Source organism: Vibrio maritimus (assembly GCF_021441885.1).
GTDB lineage: Bacteria > Pseudomonadota > Gammaproteobacteria > Enterobacterales > Vibrionaceae > Vibrio > Vibrio maritimus_B.
This window is the reverse complement of sequence record NZ_CP090439.1, coordinates 1,621,349-1,636,624: the sequence shown is the minus strand read 5'-3', so window position 1 is coordinate 1,636,624 and position 15,276 is coordinate 1,621,349. Positions and strand designations below refer to the sequence as shown.

General features: G+C 45.1%; 15 protein-coding genes and 3 tRNA genes. 6 read left to right on the top strand and 12 right to left on the bottom strand.

Going from position 1 to position 15,276, the window contains the following annotated elements; genetic code table 11:
* Positions 1-242: 242 nt before the first annotated feature.
* The 3 genes from LY387_RS23775 to LY387_RS23765 all read right to left on the bottom strand — a co-directional run bounded on the left by LY387_RS23775 (position 243) and on the right by LY387_RS23765 (position 966).
* A tRNA-Cys gene (locus LY387_RS23775) sits at positions 243-316 on the bottom strand.
* A 112-nt stretch (positions 317-428) separates the two neighbouring features.
* A tRNA-Leu gene (locus LY387_RS23770) sits at positions 429-515 on the bottom strand.
* A gap of 205 nt (positions 516-720) precedes the next feature.
* Positions 721-966, bottom strand: a complete 246-nt coding sequence (locus LY387_RS23765; protein WP_234496637.1) for a nitrite reductase — start codon at positions 964-966, stop codon at positions 721-723.
* Between the two features lie 164 nt (positions 967-1,130).
* Here LY387_RS23765 and LY387_RS23760 point away from each other — a divergent pair, with 164 nt between their 5' ends.
* A complete protein-coding gene (locus tag LY387_RS23760; protein WP_234496636.1) occupies positions 1,131-2,585 on the top strand; it encodes a cryptochrome/deoxyribodipyrimidine photo-lyase family protein in 1,455 nt (484 codons plus the stop codon).
* Positions 2,586-2,644: 59 nt separating this feature from the next.
* Here the strand turns inward: LY387_RS23760 and LY387_RS23755 are convergent.
* From LY387_RS23755 to LY387_RS23740, 4 genes are all read right to left on the bottom strand, one after another.
* Positions 2,645-2,718 (bottom strand) — tRNA-Cys (locus tag LY387_RS23755).
* A gap of 191 nt (positions 2,719-2,909) precedes the next feature.
* Positions 2,910-4,355, bottom strand: coding sequence for an ATPase RavA stimulator ViaA (viaA, locus tag LY387_RS23750; RefSeq protein WP_234496635.1), 1,446 nt, complete (start codon positions 4,353-4,355; stop codon positions 2,910-2,912).
* An 89-nt stretch (positions 4,356-4,444) separates the two neighbouring features.
* A complete protein-coding gene (locus tag LY387_RS23745) occupies positions 4,445-6,106 on the bottom strand; it encodes an ATPase RavA domain-containing protein (RefSeq protein ID WP_234496634.1) in 1,662 nt (553 codons plus the stop codon).
* Positions 6,107-6,278: 172 nt separating this feature from the next.
* Positions 6,279-7,721 carry a VWA domain-containing protein gene (locus tag LY387_RS23740; protein WP_234496633.1) on the bottom strand — a complete coding sequence of 481 codons (1,443 nt, stop codon included), beginning with the start codon at positions 7,719-7,721 and terminating at the stop codon, positions 6,279-6,281.
* A 244-nt stretch (positions 7,722-7,965) separates the two neighbouring features.
* Between LY387_RS23740 and LY387_RS23735 the strand changes: the two genes are divergently transcribed.
* The 4 genes from LY387_RS23735 to yjeH all read left to right on the top strand — a co-directional run bounded on the left by LY387_RS23735 (position 7,966) and on the right by yjeH (position 11,254).
* On the top strand, positions 7,966-8,484 hold the full coding sequence (locus LY387_RS23735; RefSeq protein WP_234496632.1) for an NUDIX hydrolase: 519 nt from the start codon (positions 7,966-7,968) through the stop codon (positions 8,482-8,484).
* A gap of 10 nt (positions 8,485-8,494) precedes the next feature.
* On the top strand, positions 8,495-9,499 hold the full coding sequence (ltaE, locus tag LY387_RS23730) for a low-specificity L-threonine aldolase (RefSeq protein ID WP_234496631.1): 1,005 nt from the start codon (positions 8,495-8,497) through the stop codon (positions 9,497-9,499).
* Positions 9,500-9,591: 92 nt separating this feature from the next.
* Complete coding sequence (locus LY387_RS23725) at positions 9,592-9,906, top strand: c-type cytochrome (RefSeq protein WP_234496630.1); 315 nt, start codon at positions 9,592-9,594, stop codon at positions 9,904-9,906.
* Between the two features lie 109 nt (positions 9,907-10,015).
* Positions 10,016-11,254 carry an L-methionine/branched-chain amino acid transporter gene (yjeH, locus tag LY387_RS23720; RefSeq protein ID WP_234496629.1) on the top strand — a complete coding sequence of 413 codons (1,239 nt, stop codon included), beginning with the start codon at positions 10,016-10,018 and terminating at the stop codon, positions 11,252-11,254.
* A 53-nt stretch (positions 11,255-11,307) separates the two neighbouring features.
* On the opposite strand, the gene LY387_RS23715 is transcribed toward yjeH, so the two are convergent.
* The 3 genes from LY387_RS23715 to LY387_RS23705 all read right to left on the bottom strand — a co-directional run bounded on the left by LY387_RS23715 (position 11,308) and on the right by LY387_RS23705 (position 13,555).
* Positions 11,308-12,093: a nitroreductase family protein gene (locus LY387_RS23715; RefSeq protein WP_234496628.1), complete on the bottom strand. Its 786-nt coding sequence runs from the start codon at positions 12,091-12,093 to the stop codon at positions 11,308-11,310.
* Positions 12,094-12,228: 135 nt separating this feature from the next.
* On the bottom strand, positions 12,229-12,963 hold the full coding sequence (locus LY387_RS23710) for a polysaccharide lyase (RefSeq protein ID WP_234496627.1): 735 nt from the start codon (positions 12,961-12,963) through the stop codon (positions 12,229-12,231).
* A gap of 196 nt (positions 12,964-13,159) precedes the next feature.
* Positions 13,160-13,555, bottom strand: coding sequence for a DUF2391 family protein (locus LY387_RS23705; protein WP_234496626.1), 396 nt, complete (start codon positions 13,553-13,555; stop codon positions 13,160-13,162).
* 215 nt (positions 13,556-13,770) lie between these two features.
* Between LY387_RS23705 and LY387_RS23700 the strand changes: the two genes are divergently transcribed.
* On the top strand, positions 13,771-14,637 hold the full coding sequence (locus LY387_RS23700) for a TPR end-of-group domain-containing protein (RefSeq protein ID WP_234496625.1): 867 nt from the start codon (positions 13,771-13,773) through the stop codon (positions 14,635-14,637).
* Between the two features lie 18 nt (positions 14,638-14,655).
* Here LY387_RS23700 and mnhG read toward each other — a convergent pair whose 3' ends face one another.
* Positions 14,656-15,000, bottom strand: a complete 345-nt coding sequence (gene mnhG, locus LY387_RS23695) for a monovalent cation/H(+) antiporter subunit G (protein WP_234496624.1) — start codon at positions 14,998-15,000, stop codon at positions 14,656-14,658.
* Positions 15,000-15,266 carry a monovalent cation/H+ antiporter complex subunit F gene (locus LY387_RS23690; RefSeq protein WP_419153475.1) on the bottom strand — a complete coding sequence of 89 codons (267 nt, stop codon included), beginning with the start codon at positions 15,264-15,266 and terminating at the stop codon, positions 15,000-15,002. Before LY387_RS23690 ends, mnhG begins: the two co-directional genes overlap by 1 nt.
* Between the last annotated feature and the right edge of the window lie 10 nt (positions 15,267-15,276).

Genomic DNA, 15,276 nt, shown 5'->3' with positions numbered 1-15,276 from the left:
CGTTTTAAGAGACAGAGGCCAGTGAGCATAGTTTATGCCAATGGTTAACTTACTAATTTTGAAGTGATTATTTTATTGGGAAGATTGACCGTGATACAGAGTGTAACGCCTTGGTACTTTAAGGTCAGTTAACTACAAGAAATCATTAAAGTCTTATGAATTTACAACGTGTAAATAGGCCTGGTATGTCAGTGATGAAGCGCTCAAAAAGAGAGACTTTAGAATAGGATATGGAGTAAGAATGGAGGCGCCTCCCGGAGTCGAACCGAGGTCCACGGATTTGCAATCCGCTGCATAGCCACTCTGCCAAGGCGCCTTTAAATTGTGTACTAATTGAATAGTAAAATGAGAGATGGTGCCCCGGGCCGGAATTGATGGTCCGACATATCGGCCGGCACTCCGAGCGGGATGCTAAATCTCATAAATGATGGTGCCCCGGGCCGGACTTGAACCGGCACAACGCGAACGTCGAGGGATTTTAAATCCCTTGTGTCTACCAATTCCACCACCAGGGCACACAAATTTCTTTGTGATGCCGTTTAGATTGTATAAACACCATCTTTTCAATTCTGTTTCTAACGGGCTTCCCCGTGAGAACGAGGTGTACTTTAGCGGATTCAGGATTTCCGTCAACAGGTATTTTTCACTTTATGAATCAAGTGATTAAATAGCGAACTTTGCGGTATGAAGCACGAACAATTCGCCGAAAATTACAGCAAACTAGAGATTGGCAATCTTGCGGTCTAGCTGATATTTCTCGTCGGTGATAATTTTCTCCAACACTTCGACACGTTCTGAAAGCTTGTCCACTTTCTCTAAAAGCTCACTATTTTCACGTTTTGTATCCGCAGAAGAATTATGGAGCTCAATTGCACGCATTTTCTCTCGATGACTGTAAAAAGAGCGCAACAACCCTCTTCCAAAAATTGCGCCGAAGATAATCAGTACTATTAATACTTCTGCCATAAGCACCTCCATGCATTAGCTACTAATGCTAGATTATGCCCGCTCTGGTTGATTTGCAATCAATCTGATTGGCTAAGATACGCTGCTGTGCTCTTACTCTCAATCTCAGTCAACTGAACTAATGAGTGCGCCTCTCGTAACACGTTAAGTAACGAGGAAATTGTATGAAAAACATTAATGTTGTTTGGTTTAAAAGAGATTTGCGACTTACAGACCATCAACCATTGAACTTAGCATTAAAGAATGACGCCCCTACGCTACTGCTCTATCTTTTTGAGCCTGAACTCCTTAACGATGGTCACTATGACGACAGACATTGGCGATTCGTGTGGCAATCACTGGATGACATGAATCAGCAACTCAAAGGCTGCAATACGAAAGTTCTGATCCTTTTTAGTTCAGCAGTAAAGGCGTTTAGAATGCTCGATACTAAGTTTGGCATCGAAAACGTCTTTTCATACCAAGAAATAGGGCTTGAGGTTTCGTTTGCAAGAGACAGAGAACTTACACAGTGGTTTCAGGACGCAAATATTAACTGGCATGAAAGCCCTTATGGTGCAGTGGTTCGAGGTGCACGCGACAGAATCGACTGGGACACTCATTGGAAGTCAGTAATGAGAGCACCGATAGAATCAACGGACCTCAAGCACGGCTCGTTCGTTCCACTAGAATTACTCGATTTCGATGAGGAACAGCACACTCCAGAATCTTGGAAAACAAAACAAAAAGGAATGCAGACCGGTGGAACGACTTTAGCTTGGCAGACACTCGAAAGTTTTTTCCAAGAGCGGGGACGACATTATTACTATCAAATATCCAAACCGCTAGAGAGTCGAAGTGCCTGCACCCGCCTGTCCCCTTATCTAGCATGGGGCAACATTTCTCTTAGAGAAGTTTACCAAGCCCTGCTTGCTCACTGGAATGTGAAGGGGTTCAGACGTAGCCTAGTGGCACTCTCATCACGCCTGCATTGGCATTGCCACTTTATTCAAAAGTTTGAGTCCGAAGCGGAAATGGAATTTAGACCAGTTAATCGCGCTTACAAACACCTGGAGTACGAAAACGACCTCAATATGCTTGATGCGTGGAAATCTGGGAATACTGGTTATCCACTGGTGGATGCCTGTATGCGCTGCCTGCAGGCAACTGGATACATCAACTTTAGAATGCGCGCCATGCTGGTCAGCTTTTTAACTCATCATTTGAACATTCACTGGGAGCATGGAGTGAAACACCTAGCACAGCTGTTTCTAGACTTCGAACCTGGTATTCATTACCCGCAATTTCAAATGCAAGCGGGCGTGACTGGCACTAACACGATTCGAATCTACAACCCCACCAAGCAAGCCATTGAACATGACCCCAACGGACACTTCATTCATCTTTGGATACCTGAACTCGCGTCGGTTCCTCCTCCGCTGCTATTTGAGCCATGGAAGCTGACTAGCCTTGAAGCGCAGATGTACCAACTATCAGAAGGCAGCCCTTATCTTGCTCCAATCATCAATCTAAAAGAATCAGGAAAAGCAGCACGTGAGAGGCTTTGGGGCTTTAAGCGACGTTTGGACGTAAAGCAGGAGTCTAAACGGATACTCGCAAGACACGTAAGACCCGATTAACCAAGAATTCTGAGCCAGAAACGACGAAGCCCCGACGTAATGTCGGGGCTTCTGAATAATGGAGGCGCCTCCCGGAGTCGAACCGAGGTCCACGGATTTGCAATCCGCTGCATAGCCACTCTGCCAAGGCGCCTTTCTTTTCAACACGTTAGAGAAGCTCTCTCGCCGTGTTCGAGGCATACTTTACGGATATGAGAAAATTAGTCAAACAAAAACTCGAAAAAAAAGTTTGTTCGCTGACTTTCCAACCAAGGTGAGTGTAAATGCGTCAGCACTGCACAACGATTGAACATATCCGCCTTCAATTAAAGATACGTTCACGCATTACCATTTTTTCATCAAACGCCCTACTAGCGTCGGATGATAGGACCAGCAGTGATCAAACATACTCATCAATGATGGGTTACCATATTTGGACAAATTAATCGCATGAAAACGATTCTTGCGCGCTTTAAGATCGGCAACTTTGTCAATCATCTCTTGCGTTTGCTCTGGTGCAATAAAATCCGAAATGACCACCATGTCAGCGTTCTTGTAGGTATCCGATTGCATGAGATCAATCGATTTATTGAGTACCGGCTCAAGATCAGTGCCGCCATGGAATGAATAACTTAGGAAGTCTGCCGCTTCTCGCAAGCCATCCTGTTTGGTTAGCTCATACGTAATGTGAGTCGTCGAGAATAGAATCACATAGCATTCGCGCTCTTCCGCTAGCGCTATCTGCATCAATGCATACGCCATCGCCTTCGCACACTGCTCTGGGAATCCACTCATCGAGCCCGATGCATCGATACATACGATAAACGGTCCCTTCTCGATATCCACCTTACTATTATCTGGAGCACTGGTACGAACTTTCTTCAGCGTTCGAGCCTTACCCTGCGTTTTGTAATTCATAAGGCGTTTGTCGGCAAGATGCTTGTAAAAGACAACCTCAAGCTCAGGGTATGCCAGGAACATGGTTTCGTTAGGAAGGAGTTTGTTTAAGTCGTCAGATTCATGAATACCGACAATATCGTCGGTCGCTTCGTCGCTCTGCTCCTCGACCATTTCAACATTGTCAGCTTGGGCTTTGTTTAACTCAGGGTCGTCTTGCTCGCTCGCCATACGTCCCAACTGCGCCGCTATTTGTTTAAGTGCATCGTTCTTTTTCAAAAACTCTGCGTGGCTGTGCATGGTTTTAAGGTCTGTCTTGGTCAGTTTCGCAGCGGCCATGTCCCACAAGCGCCCCATCGTCGCTTCATCACCTTGCTGAGTAACCGTATCCATATCTTTGATGGTTTCCATGCGCTGATAGAGATCTGCCAGAAATTTCTCCTTGCTCGCTTCTAGTTCTGACACTTCCGCTTGCTTAATAGCATCAGCTAGACTCTTGTACCAAAGATCGCAAAAATAGCGCGGGAACATAGGATTATGAACGGACTTGTTTTTCTCGAGCAAACGACGAGCTTGTAGGTAGAAAGCAGAGTGCCATTCCAGCTTTTTCACCACGCCAGGGATTCGTTCAAAGAAAGTCACTTCGTCCCAATGAATCACTTCTTGGTATAGCGCGAGTTCTTGTTGGAAGCGCTCCGTTTCACACACGCGCGTCATGCGCTTTTTCACCGAGCCACGCCATTTGAGCAGATGATTCTTCACCGAGCTTCGCATGCCACGGTTTTCGCTGATCGCCAAAACCTGAGAGCGCGCCATCAAATCGTTGACTGCCGAATCAATTAAGCCTGATTCTGCCACCATTAATGCGAGGTTTAATCCATCTGCTCCGAGCATTCTTGTCTCCGTTTCTCACCTTTACATGGTTTTGCGTATTACACAGCCCGCTCTCAATCTTGTTTGTCTCTTATCAAAGTGTCGCTTCATCAAGCAAAAAAGGTTTGTAGTCCTTTTATTCTTGCCACTGCTTTTTCGGCTTCTGCTGTTGTCGACTCTAATGTTTGAGTCACTGTTTGCAGACTGACTTCCATTTCTGTTGGTATGTCTGGTTGAATGAAGCCGTGTGGCAGAGCACCGTGGAATTTTGAACGTACCGAGCGAAGGTGATGCTCGGCATGTTTTAACTGAGTAAGAACTTGATCGGATTTAGTCACCCACTCTTGAAGCATGCTCTCGTCAATACCATTGGTAGTCACTAAGGTCGTCAGGACTGAACGATTCGCGATGTCTTTAACAACCAGATGACTAGAGGCATTGATATCGAGTCTTAAACGGCATAAGTGGGTATTTTGGTTTACATAACCATAAACCTCACTGCCCCCCTCTTTGATAGCGCGGCTGAGTTCATCTTTTGCGATATAGACCCAACGACTGTCGCCTTTTTCACTTTCAGATACCGACATATTGCTCTGCAGCAGGACCAGCTTCACCAAGTCTGTAGCAGGTCCTACTTTGTAAGATTTAGCGTTACTGATGTCGTACTGATAAACATCTTTGCGAAGCAACCCTGTTGTGGTTTCCATTGATAGTGGCATAGCAAACTCAGCCTCGATCTCCTCTTGGATTTCTTCAAGCTGCTCTTTGCCCTCTTCGATCTGTTGAAACACTTCTTGCTGATCAAAGGCATGATTTAAGGCGAAGTCTTTAATCACCGTTCGTACAATCTCTAATGACTCAGGGCTGTTCCATAAACAGTCTTGAAGTAACAGAAGATCCAGCGGGTTAACGCTGTCACGACCATTAAAGAAAGCACTTGCTTTGAGAAGCTTGACGGCCTTCTTCCAACGTCTATCAGAGACATACAAATCCGCCTCAGAAAGTGTTGCCCTATGCTCGTCCGCAGACGCTTCTAGCATGGTTTTTAATTGATAGAGTTTCTCAAATACGTCATCACTGAGCGCGACATCGTTTAGCTCTCGCTGCCATTGATGGTATTCAGCATCAGTAATTGCGAGCCCCTCAGGGATCTTCGCTTCCTCTGAAGTGCCGACCGTCAACATTGACTTGAAGTTCTGCTTGTTTTGAATACGGTTAACAAAAATGCGTACAAGCATACGATCGTATAGTGCTTCTAGACCGCTATCTTCATCTGGCAGTTCATTCGATGCAGACACGAGTAGACGCATGGGCACCTTCTCGATATCGCTACCATTTTTAAAAGTCTTTTCATTAACAACGGTCAATAGCGTATTTAGAATCGCTGGACCTGCTTTCCAGATCTCGTCGAGAAACACAACTTGGGCGGTAGGCAGATAGCCATCGGTAAGACGCAGGTAGCGTCCATTATCTTTTAACTCTTGAATACTCAATGGACCAAACACCTCTTCAGGCGTCGAGAAACGAGTCATTAGGTACTCAAAATAGCTACTGTTATCAAATGCTTGAATTAGACGCTTCGCAATTAAGCTTTTGGCGATACCTGGAGGACCCAATAGGAAAACACTCTCTCCAGCAAGCGCAGCTAAAAGACATAGCTTGATGGTCTCTTCACGCTCATACACTCCGTCGGAAAGTGCTGAGGCAAGTTTTGTAATTCGTTCTGATAGCAACGCTTTGTCGGCGTGTGAGACAACTGTGGGCTTAATCATGCCAATACCTCTGTGCACAAAATTGGAATGCATAATTAATTTTATACATTTGTTATCATTATGTTACAAGATCTTTCAATCCTGCGTATTTTAAGCATGCGCATCAACGCAAAATTATCAAGTTGATTTAATTAGAATTTTGCTAAAAAAACGGCGATATACGCCGTTTATATTAGCCAAAAGTATGAGAAAAAACTTGTCGAGCTCTTTGAAAGCCCGCAGTTGGTTTCTTGACAATTTTACCAACTAAGCTCGGATGATATCGCCACTGGGTGTCGAATAGCGATAATACCTCTGGGTTACCGTACTTTGATAAGCACAATGAATGAAATCGGTTATAGCTTCCTTTCAACGACATCACTTTTTCAATGATATTTTCTTCCTGTTTTGGCGCAATAAAATCGGAAATCACCAAGAGGTCAGCGTTTTTGTAATGTTCACCCTTCATCACATCCACCGCATAATCTAGGACCTTACTGAGATCGGTACCACCTTTGAATGTGTAAGAGAGAAAATCACACGCCTCTTTTAGTCCTTTTGATCCAGATAAGTCATAGGAAATAAAGGTCGATGAGAAGAGAATTACATGGCACTCGCGAGACTGCTCTGCTGCCATTTTCATCAGCGCGTAAGCCATAGCCTTCGCCGATTTTTCAGGTGCACCCTGCATAGAGCCCGAAACGTCCACCGCGACAACCATGGGACCTTTTTCCTTTATCGCTTCTCCATGTGATTGCGATGGGTTATGAAGCTGGCGAATCGTTCGCTGTTTTCCTTCGGCTTTGTAGGTCAACAAGCGCTTCTCGACAAGGTGCTGGTAGAACACGGTTTCTAGCTCTGGATAGGCAAGATACATGGTCTCGTTTGGTAGCAGTTTATTGATATCGTTACTGGTGTGGATACCAACAATGTCGTCTGTGGCAAAATCAGACTTTTCTTCAACCACCACATCATCATGCGTCTCAACTCTATTTAGCTCAGGCGCATCGACTTCATCAGCCATACGACCTAGCTTGTCTGCTATTGAGTTTAGTTCGCTGTGCTTAGATAGATATTCTGCGGTGCGCTCTATGGATTTCCAATCTTGCTTAGTAAGCTCGGCACCTGCTAGATCCCATAAACGACCAAGCTTCGCGTTTTCGCCCGTCTGATTAAGATTCTCCATATCCTTGAGCGTGTCTATGCGCTGGTACAACTGTTTTAGAAAACGTGATTTCTGCTCATCAAGGGTATCTTGCTGTTTAGACTGAACGGCTGTGGTTAAGCTCTCATACCACTGACGACAAAACTGTCTTGCAAATAGAGAGCTAGGGTAACTTTGCTTCGAAGCAATCAATTTTTGCGATTTTTCGATAAACAGCGAGTCTTCAGGTAACTGTGCAACGAGAGTACTGAGGTTGTCGTCAAACTCAGACTCAGTCATATATACCGCTTGTTGATACAGGTTTAACTCAATTTGAATCGAGTCTTCATCTTGAGTTTTGACTAGCTTGCGCTTAACGCTCTTCGACCACTTGGCCATAGATGCGGTGAGGCTCTGCTTAACGCTGTCCTCATTGCCAAGCGCCATAAGATCAGTGTGCTGCATGATTTCTCGTACTGCGGAGTCAATCATGCCTGATTCCGCTACCATCAATGCTAAATTTAGCCCATCTGCCCCTAACACGCTGTCGCTACCTTTTTATGAAATACACCTGAAGCCTTTGATATACCTAATCTCTCGATGTCAAAATAGTGCAGAAAACACTGTTTCCATTTTCGGAAGGCAATCAACACTTTTATCACTGCAGACTAATCATCGACATTTGATGCTTTGTGTGGTGATATTATCGCTTCAACATCGCAGTCACGGATGATTTATGACCTACAAAACCATTCATCAATGGAAATCTATTTCTCTCATCGAAGAAGAAGTCACCCTACCGAATGATCAATCAGTGACACATACCACCATCAAGCATCCTGGCGCTGCCGTAATTCTGCCAATCAACGACAATGGTGAAATCCTACTACTCAATCAATTTCGCCCATCGCTAAAGAAATGGTTGTTAGAACTGCCTGCAGGCACAATGGAGCCAAATGAGGATCCCACGCAATGCGCGTCTCGGGAGTTGATTGAAGAAACCGGTTTCGCCGCTGGTGAGATGATTTCGCTCGGTCAGGTAACCCCATTGGCGGGTTTTTGCGATGAGATTCAACACCTGTTTATCGCAAAGTCCTTATCGCCTAGCGATGAATATTCGTGTGACGACGATGAGGTCATCGAAGTTGTGACAATGTCACACACACAACTACAACAATATATTATCGACGGTAAAATCACCGACGCCAAAACCATAGCTTGTCTTAGCAAGGCAGCGCTATGCGGATACATTTAGGAGATATTCAATGGATTTTCGCTCAGATACGGTCACCAAACCAACCCAAGCTATGCGCGAAGCAATGGCAAACGCTCCTGTGGGCGATGATGTTTACGGTGATGACCCAACGGTTAATGAGCTAGAGGCGTGGGCAGCAGAGCGACATGGTTTTGAAGCTGCCATGTTTACTACATCAGGCACACAAGCCAACCTTTTGGGCTTGATGGCGCATTGTCAGCGCGGTGATGAGTACTTATGTGGTCAACAAGCGCACAACTACAAATACGAAGCAGGTGGTGCGGCGGTCTTAGGTTCTATCCAGCCGCAACCTATCGAAAACAACCCAGATGGCACGCTTGATTTTGGTAAACTGAAAGCTGCGATTAAGCCTGATGACAGCCATTTTGCTCGCACCAAGCTGCTAAGCCTAGAGAACACAATCAACGGAAAGGTGCTCCCTCTCTCCTACTTGGCGGAAGCAAGGCAGTTCGTTGATGAACACGGATTGAGCCTCCACCTCGATGGTGCTCGAGTATACAACGCAGCAGTCGCTCTTGATGTAGATGTCATTGAAATTGCCAAGCATTTCGACTCAATGACTATCTGCCTATCGAAAGGCTTATCTGCTCCGATTGGCTCCCTACTTCTAGGCTCAAAATCCTTTATCGAACGCGCTCGTCGTTTACGTAAGATGGTTGGTGGCGGTATGCGTCAAGCCGGTATTTTAGCCGCAGCAGGTAAGCTGGCTCTTACCGAGCAAGTGGCTCAACTTGCGACTGACCACGCGAACGCGAAGAAACTGGCCGAGGGACTTAACGCTGTTGCTGGATTTAGCGTTAACGCCGATTTTGTCCAAACCAATATCGTTTTCGCTAAGCTCGATGAAAGTGTCGATATCAACCGCATTGCCGAACAGCTCGCTCAAGATGGCATTACGATCTCACCAAGCAACCCAGTTCGCTTTGTGACTCATAAAGATGTTTCCAGCAACGATATTGATGTCTTGCTTGAGAAGCTAAAGACGCTGGTGTAACTCAAGTCACACCACACTTAAAATAGAGTTGAGCTTAACCTAGGGGTAAGGTTTATCTTATTGCCTAGGTTATGTTTTTTTTGAGTATTGATATGAATTTCCTTCCTGCTGTCTCCGTACTATCGATTTTATTCTCGGGCACTGCACTCGCCAGCAACTTTGGTGATGCTGAACTTGGAAAGGTTAAGTCACCCAGTTGCGTGTTTTGCCATAACCCGAACGGTCCCACCAGCCAGCCGAGCTACCCAGACCTTAACGGACAAGATCCACTTTACTTATATAACGCGATGAGAGCCTATATCAACGACGAGCGTTCAGGCCCCATGGCTGCACTGATGAAAGCTCAACTGCAAAACTTATCAGATGAAGATCTTAAGGATGTCGCGGCGTTTTACTCTGAGCAATAAATCGCGAACTCTACACTTTCTCGACTAGGTTATCTTTATAGATAAGTTGTTAATTTAACGTCTAAATACTAAGCTAGACAGCTTTACACAGTACGACCGATGTAACGCGATGTCACAGCTTAAACAAGAAATTACTCTACTCGGTGGCATTGGCCAGATGTCTACCACTCTCCTTGGTACTGGCTTATTCATGGTACCCGCTATTGCCGCCAGTATTGCCGGCGAGCAAATCCTTTGGGCTTGGTTTGCTCTATTACTTGCCATCTGCCCGATTGCAATTACGTTCGCATCGCTTGGAAAGCGCTACCCTAACGCGGGAGGAGCATCGTACTTTGTGCGCCAAGCATTCGGTCCGCGACTAGAAAAAGCCATTGCCCTGCTATTTATTAGCGTCATACCCGTCGGTGTTCCCGCTGCCATTGCAATTGCTGGTGGCTTTGCACAGCAATTCTTGCCAAGCTTTATGTCTCACCCACTATCCGCACAGCTATTTGTGGTCGCCCTGCTCATGGCGGTGAACTTTTCAGGCAGCAAATCATCAAGTCGACTTCAAACCCTCATAGCGGTGGGCATTATTGTATTAGTGGCGAGTTTTGTGTGGAGCAGTGATGTGCACGCGACAAACTTTGCTCCGACTGCCTCGTCAAATGCTGATATCGGTTCTATTGCTCAAGCTATCGCAGTTATGTTTTGGTGCTTCGTAGGAATCGAAGCGTTTGCTCATATGGGCGAAGAGTTCAAAAGACCTGAACGTGATTACCCTATCGCCATTTTGGTCGGGTGCCTTCTCGCTGGCGCTGTTTATTACGTTTTCTCAGCTGTGGTCTTAGAGCATCACGCATACGGTACTCAAACTTTAAACACCACCTCAGTCCCCTTCATTGCCGACAAATTATTTGGTCCTCAAGCCACTTGGATTATCAGTATCGTTGGCTTTTTAGCATGCTTTGCAACTATAAACCTCTACACCCAAAGCCTGGCTCGTATGATCTGGTCGCTGGCTCGAGAGTATCGTCCAGAGAGTTCAGTTGCTCGAGTGTCCGTGAAAGGTGTTCCTACTATTGCCACATTAATGGTTGGAGCCACACTTACTGTGTCATGCGTATTTGGCTATTTGTCTGGTATCGACATCAATATCTTTTTAACGCTCGCCAATGGAATTTTTGTGGTGATATACCTTTTCGCAATGTGGAGTGCGGTGAGACTGCTTAGTGGCTGGCGAAAGAAACTCGCAATATTGTCTCTTATCTTATGTGTCTTAGTTCTGCTCTCGATTGGTTTGGCGATGATATATGCCAGCGTCGTATTGGCTTTGCTTTGGGCACTACTGGGTAGAATTAGCAAATAGAATCAAATACAAGCTCAACCAAAAATGGAAGTCCTAAGACTTCCATTTTTTACTTAAGACGGTTCGTGATTCATGAAGCCTTGCTTTTCGAGGTAGTTAAGTACGTTATTTGAGAAGGTTACATGCGATTTTCGCGTGTACTTAAGCTTGGTATAAACCTGCGCAAGGTTCTCCACATCAGAGTCCTCGATCATCTTTTTAAGCTCAGGATAAGACATGTAACGAGCCCATCCTGCGGTTTCTCTGTCGTGGTAGATTGATTGAATCGTATCGTCATCATGATCTTGATAAACCTCATGATGTATTAACCCATCCATCGGTAGACGGTCGCGGATCTCAGGGTTTTCGGCGGGATAACCAATTGAGTAGCCGACAACGGGTACAACACCTTCTGGGAGTTCTAGAATCTCACCAATCTGGTCACAGTTTGCTAGGGTTGAACCCATGTAACATAGACCTAGTCCCTTCGCCTCAGCAGCAACTGCTACGTTTTGCGATACCAAAGTCGCATCAATCGCAGCGATCATAAAACTCATAAAGTTATCAAAGTTTAAAGGCGCTTCGCTTTGCTTTAACCACTTACGCATTCTTCTAAAATCAGCACAGAAAGTCAGCAATACGGGTGCATCAACCACCATGTTCTGCTTCATATGAGGTTCAAATAAAGCCTCACGACGTGCCTTGTCTTGGGTAACGATGATTGAGTACGACTGCATGTTTCCTGACGAGGAAGCTCTCACGCCTGCTTGCAAGATTTCATCAAGTAATTCTGGTGCGATAGGGTCATCGTGGTACTCACGAATTGAGCGGTGCTGATGAAGAACATCAAATACATCCATGTTAAAACTCCTTGTTAGATGTAATCTCGAACAGACTGCATGTTACATCAAACTATTTGATTTTTCGCACGATTAACTTAAAAACTGAGAAATGTCCAAGCCGATTATGAACACCGTAATTCTCCTTATTTTGAGTTACATTTCACTTCGAGAGTAATCATCAAAATAAACAACGAAAGTATGTGGTGAATAATCTCGGTAAACGCCCGCCTTAAAATAAGGTCCCACACAGTCAAGATAGCTAGTTGGACCCTGATAATCCACAACTATAGTGTCATCTATTTGGACTTGCAGATAGCCCTCAGAGCTTGGCGTCCACATCACCTTAATATCAAATTGATACCAACGATCTTTTTCAATTGGTTCACTTAAATAATGGCGAACTCGAGTCATACCCTCTTTGTTGTGCAAATTCACAGGGAGGTCACTGGTTTGCCCTCGAATTAAAAAGCGATCATTCCGTAGCTCTATACCTAAGTTAGGGCTTCGACTTATCTCTCCCAAGTGTAAATCCGGCGTAGCATGCCATTGGGCGATAAGAGCCCGCACGTCGTCAAACTCCCATTCCTCGGAGATGAGCGTTCTAAATCGATAACGCATTTCCGTATTAAATGGTGCTTTATAGCGCTCATAGACTTCAGCCCGGTAGGCATCACCCGTTCTTGTAGCAAATACATCATTTTCTCGAACTTCTACTCGCAATACGGTGTGTTCCTCGTTATGCGGTTCGGGAACGAGTGTTGCGGAGTGTGCATAAGAGAAGTGCCGTCCCCAATCCGTTAGGTTGGAAAAACTCACTGATCTTTCATATTGCTGCTTCGAGGCATCGTTGGACGTTGGACATGCCAAGCTTCCACTAAAAGCTGACATGGGGGCCCAATAAAGTATCTGCGCGCAAAGCAATACTACATATCTAATCATGACGAGAGTGCACTTTATAAAAAACGGAAGTTGAGTTTAATTCTATTAGAAATGAGCGACTTAAAGTAAGCCCCATGACGTGTTTTCGCATTACATCGACTGACCTAGCCGTTGAAAATAACAGAATACGTGATGATCAAAATCACTATTCCTTATCAAAACTATCCACGACTATCGCCCCCATCGAAGCGGGCATTGAAATCAACAAGACTCGTTTAAAAGCAACGACAGGATCATCCAATAACGGTAACTTATCAAGGCATATTAGTATCAACGCAACAACAACCATGGTAAGCGCATAAGCCCAAAACACACGAGACACAAAAGCCAGCTTACGCTCGACAATGTTGCGTTGAAACACAGCTTCATAGGTGTACAAAGTAACAAAACAAACCGACAACAGCACAATCATTAGCAAATTGATTGCGGGGAGCGTTACCCCTAGGTGCCAGGCTTCTTCTGAAAAAGAAATCGGCATACCAAGGGCAAACGCGCCAACAAGTAGTTGACTCACATCTTCAAAGTTAAAACTAGGCTTCATGATTCACCCTGAGAGATTATAGGCCGTCTGATAAGCTGATTCTTTAAATTACATTGGTCGAAGCTATCAAATATCATGAAGCCTAGTTGATAGAGTTTAAGTTAGCGACCCATACAGCTAACTACACGCTTTATATTAGGCCAATTGATCGTCCTACTAAACGCGCAACGTCTGACTATAGTAAAACTAACTAAACACAAAACCGGGAAGAAGAGATGAGATTACTCTTGATAACAATAATGCTAACGCTCCTATGGCAAGGGCCGGCTCTGGCACAATCCACAAAATACTCTGATTCTGAATTGCTCGATCGCCCCCTGATGGAGCGATACATACTTGATGAGCTCAAATCGCTAAGACAAGACCAACAAGAGCTTGAGAAAAGACTGGTAGTTCAAATTACTGACCGAGAACTAGCAGTGGCTGATAAGTCATTGAACTACGCGAATGTCACCGTCACCTACTTCTTCTACATCATTGCCGGTGTGGCTTCTTTAATTGCGTTTGTTGGATGGCAATCGTTGCGTGAATTTAAGAACAACACGAAAGAGATGGCAGATAAAAGGCTAGACGCTATTGCGAGTGAATATGAAAAGAAATTTAGTGCGTTGGAGCGAGATCTGAAGAGAAAGACAAGGATCATCAGTGAGAACAACAAAGAAATCGAGCGAATCAATGAAATCCACAATCTTTGGTTAAGAGCTCAAAGTATGCCAACCGCTGAGCAGCGTATCGATGTCTACGATGAAATCTTAACGATTCGCCCCGGTGACCTCGAAGCACTCACCTATAAAGCGGATGCAGCTATGGAAATTAGGGAATATCACTGGGCACTGAGCTTATGTAATCGAGTATTAGAACTGGATACTACAAACGGCCCTGCACTGTATCAACGTGCTTGCGCATTCTCTCGTCTTGGGGTGGAAGAACAAGCTATTGAAGATTTAGAACTTGCTATTGAAGCAAGTCCCTCGATTCGTGAGCTGATCAACACCGAACCAGATTTGGAAGGCTTACATGGTAATCCTAGATTTGATGCGTTACTGGAGCTAACACACTCTTCAGAAGGTGCAAGCAATTAAGAGCCATTCAATAAGAGGCTAGCTCACACCTTTCTCGCTAGTCTCTTGTTCTACCGACGGTGCATCATCTGAGCGATTGCGCCAAATCTTATAGCCGCGGGCTTGCATACTTTTACCCAACAAGTGGGCTGCGACGGGTGCAGTTAGGACGATAAACACCATAGTGCCTATCACCCGTGATAGCACTGTCAGATCATGAATAGACAAGGCAACAGAGAAGAGTATGGCAGCAAGCCCAACAGTACCTGCTTTCGTTGCAGCATGCATACGCGTATAGAGATCGGGCATGCGCAGAACGCCAATACTCGCGACCAGAACTAACAGAGTTCCGAATATTAATAGTAGCGCGACAACCACTTGCATTACGACCCTCCTGCTTGTTTGTCTTTAACAATTAAACGAGCAAACGCGATTGTGCCCAAAAAAGCGACCAATCCTAAAGTAATCGCAATATCAAGTAGCGACGTTTGCATCGTATCGAGGGTCACTATGGCAATGAATCCAATAGTAATGAACGCCATAAGGTCCAAGGCAACGACTCGATCTGCCAACGTTGGCCCCTTAGCAAGCCTCACGAAAGACAGCACCAAGCTCACTAACAATCCCACATAGGCAAACTGGATACTCATTTGAACGAAC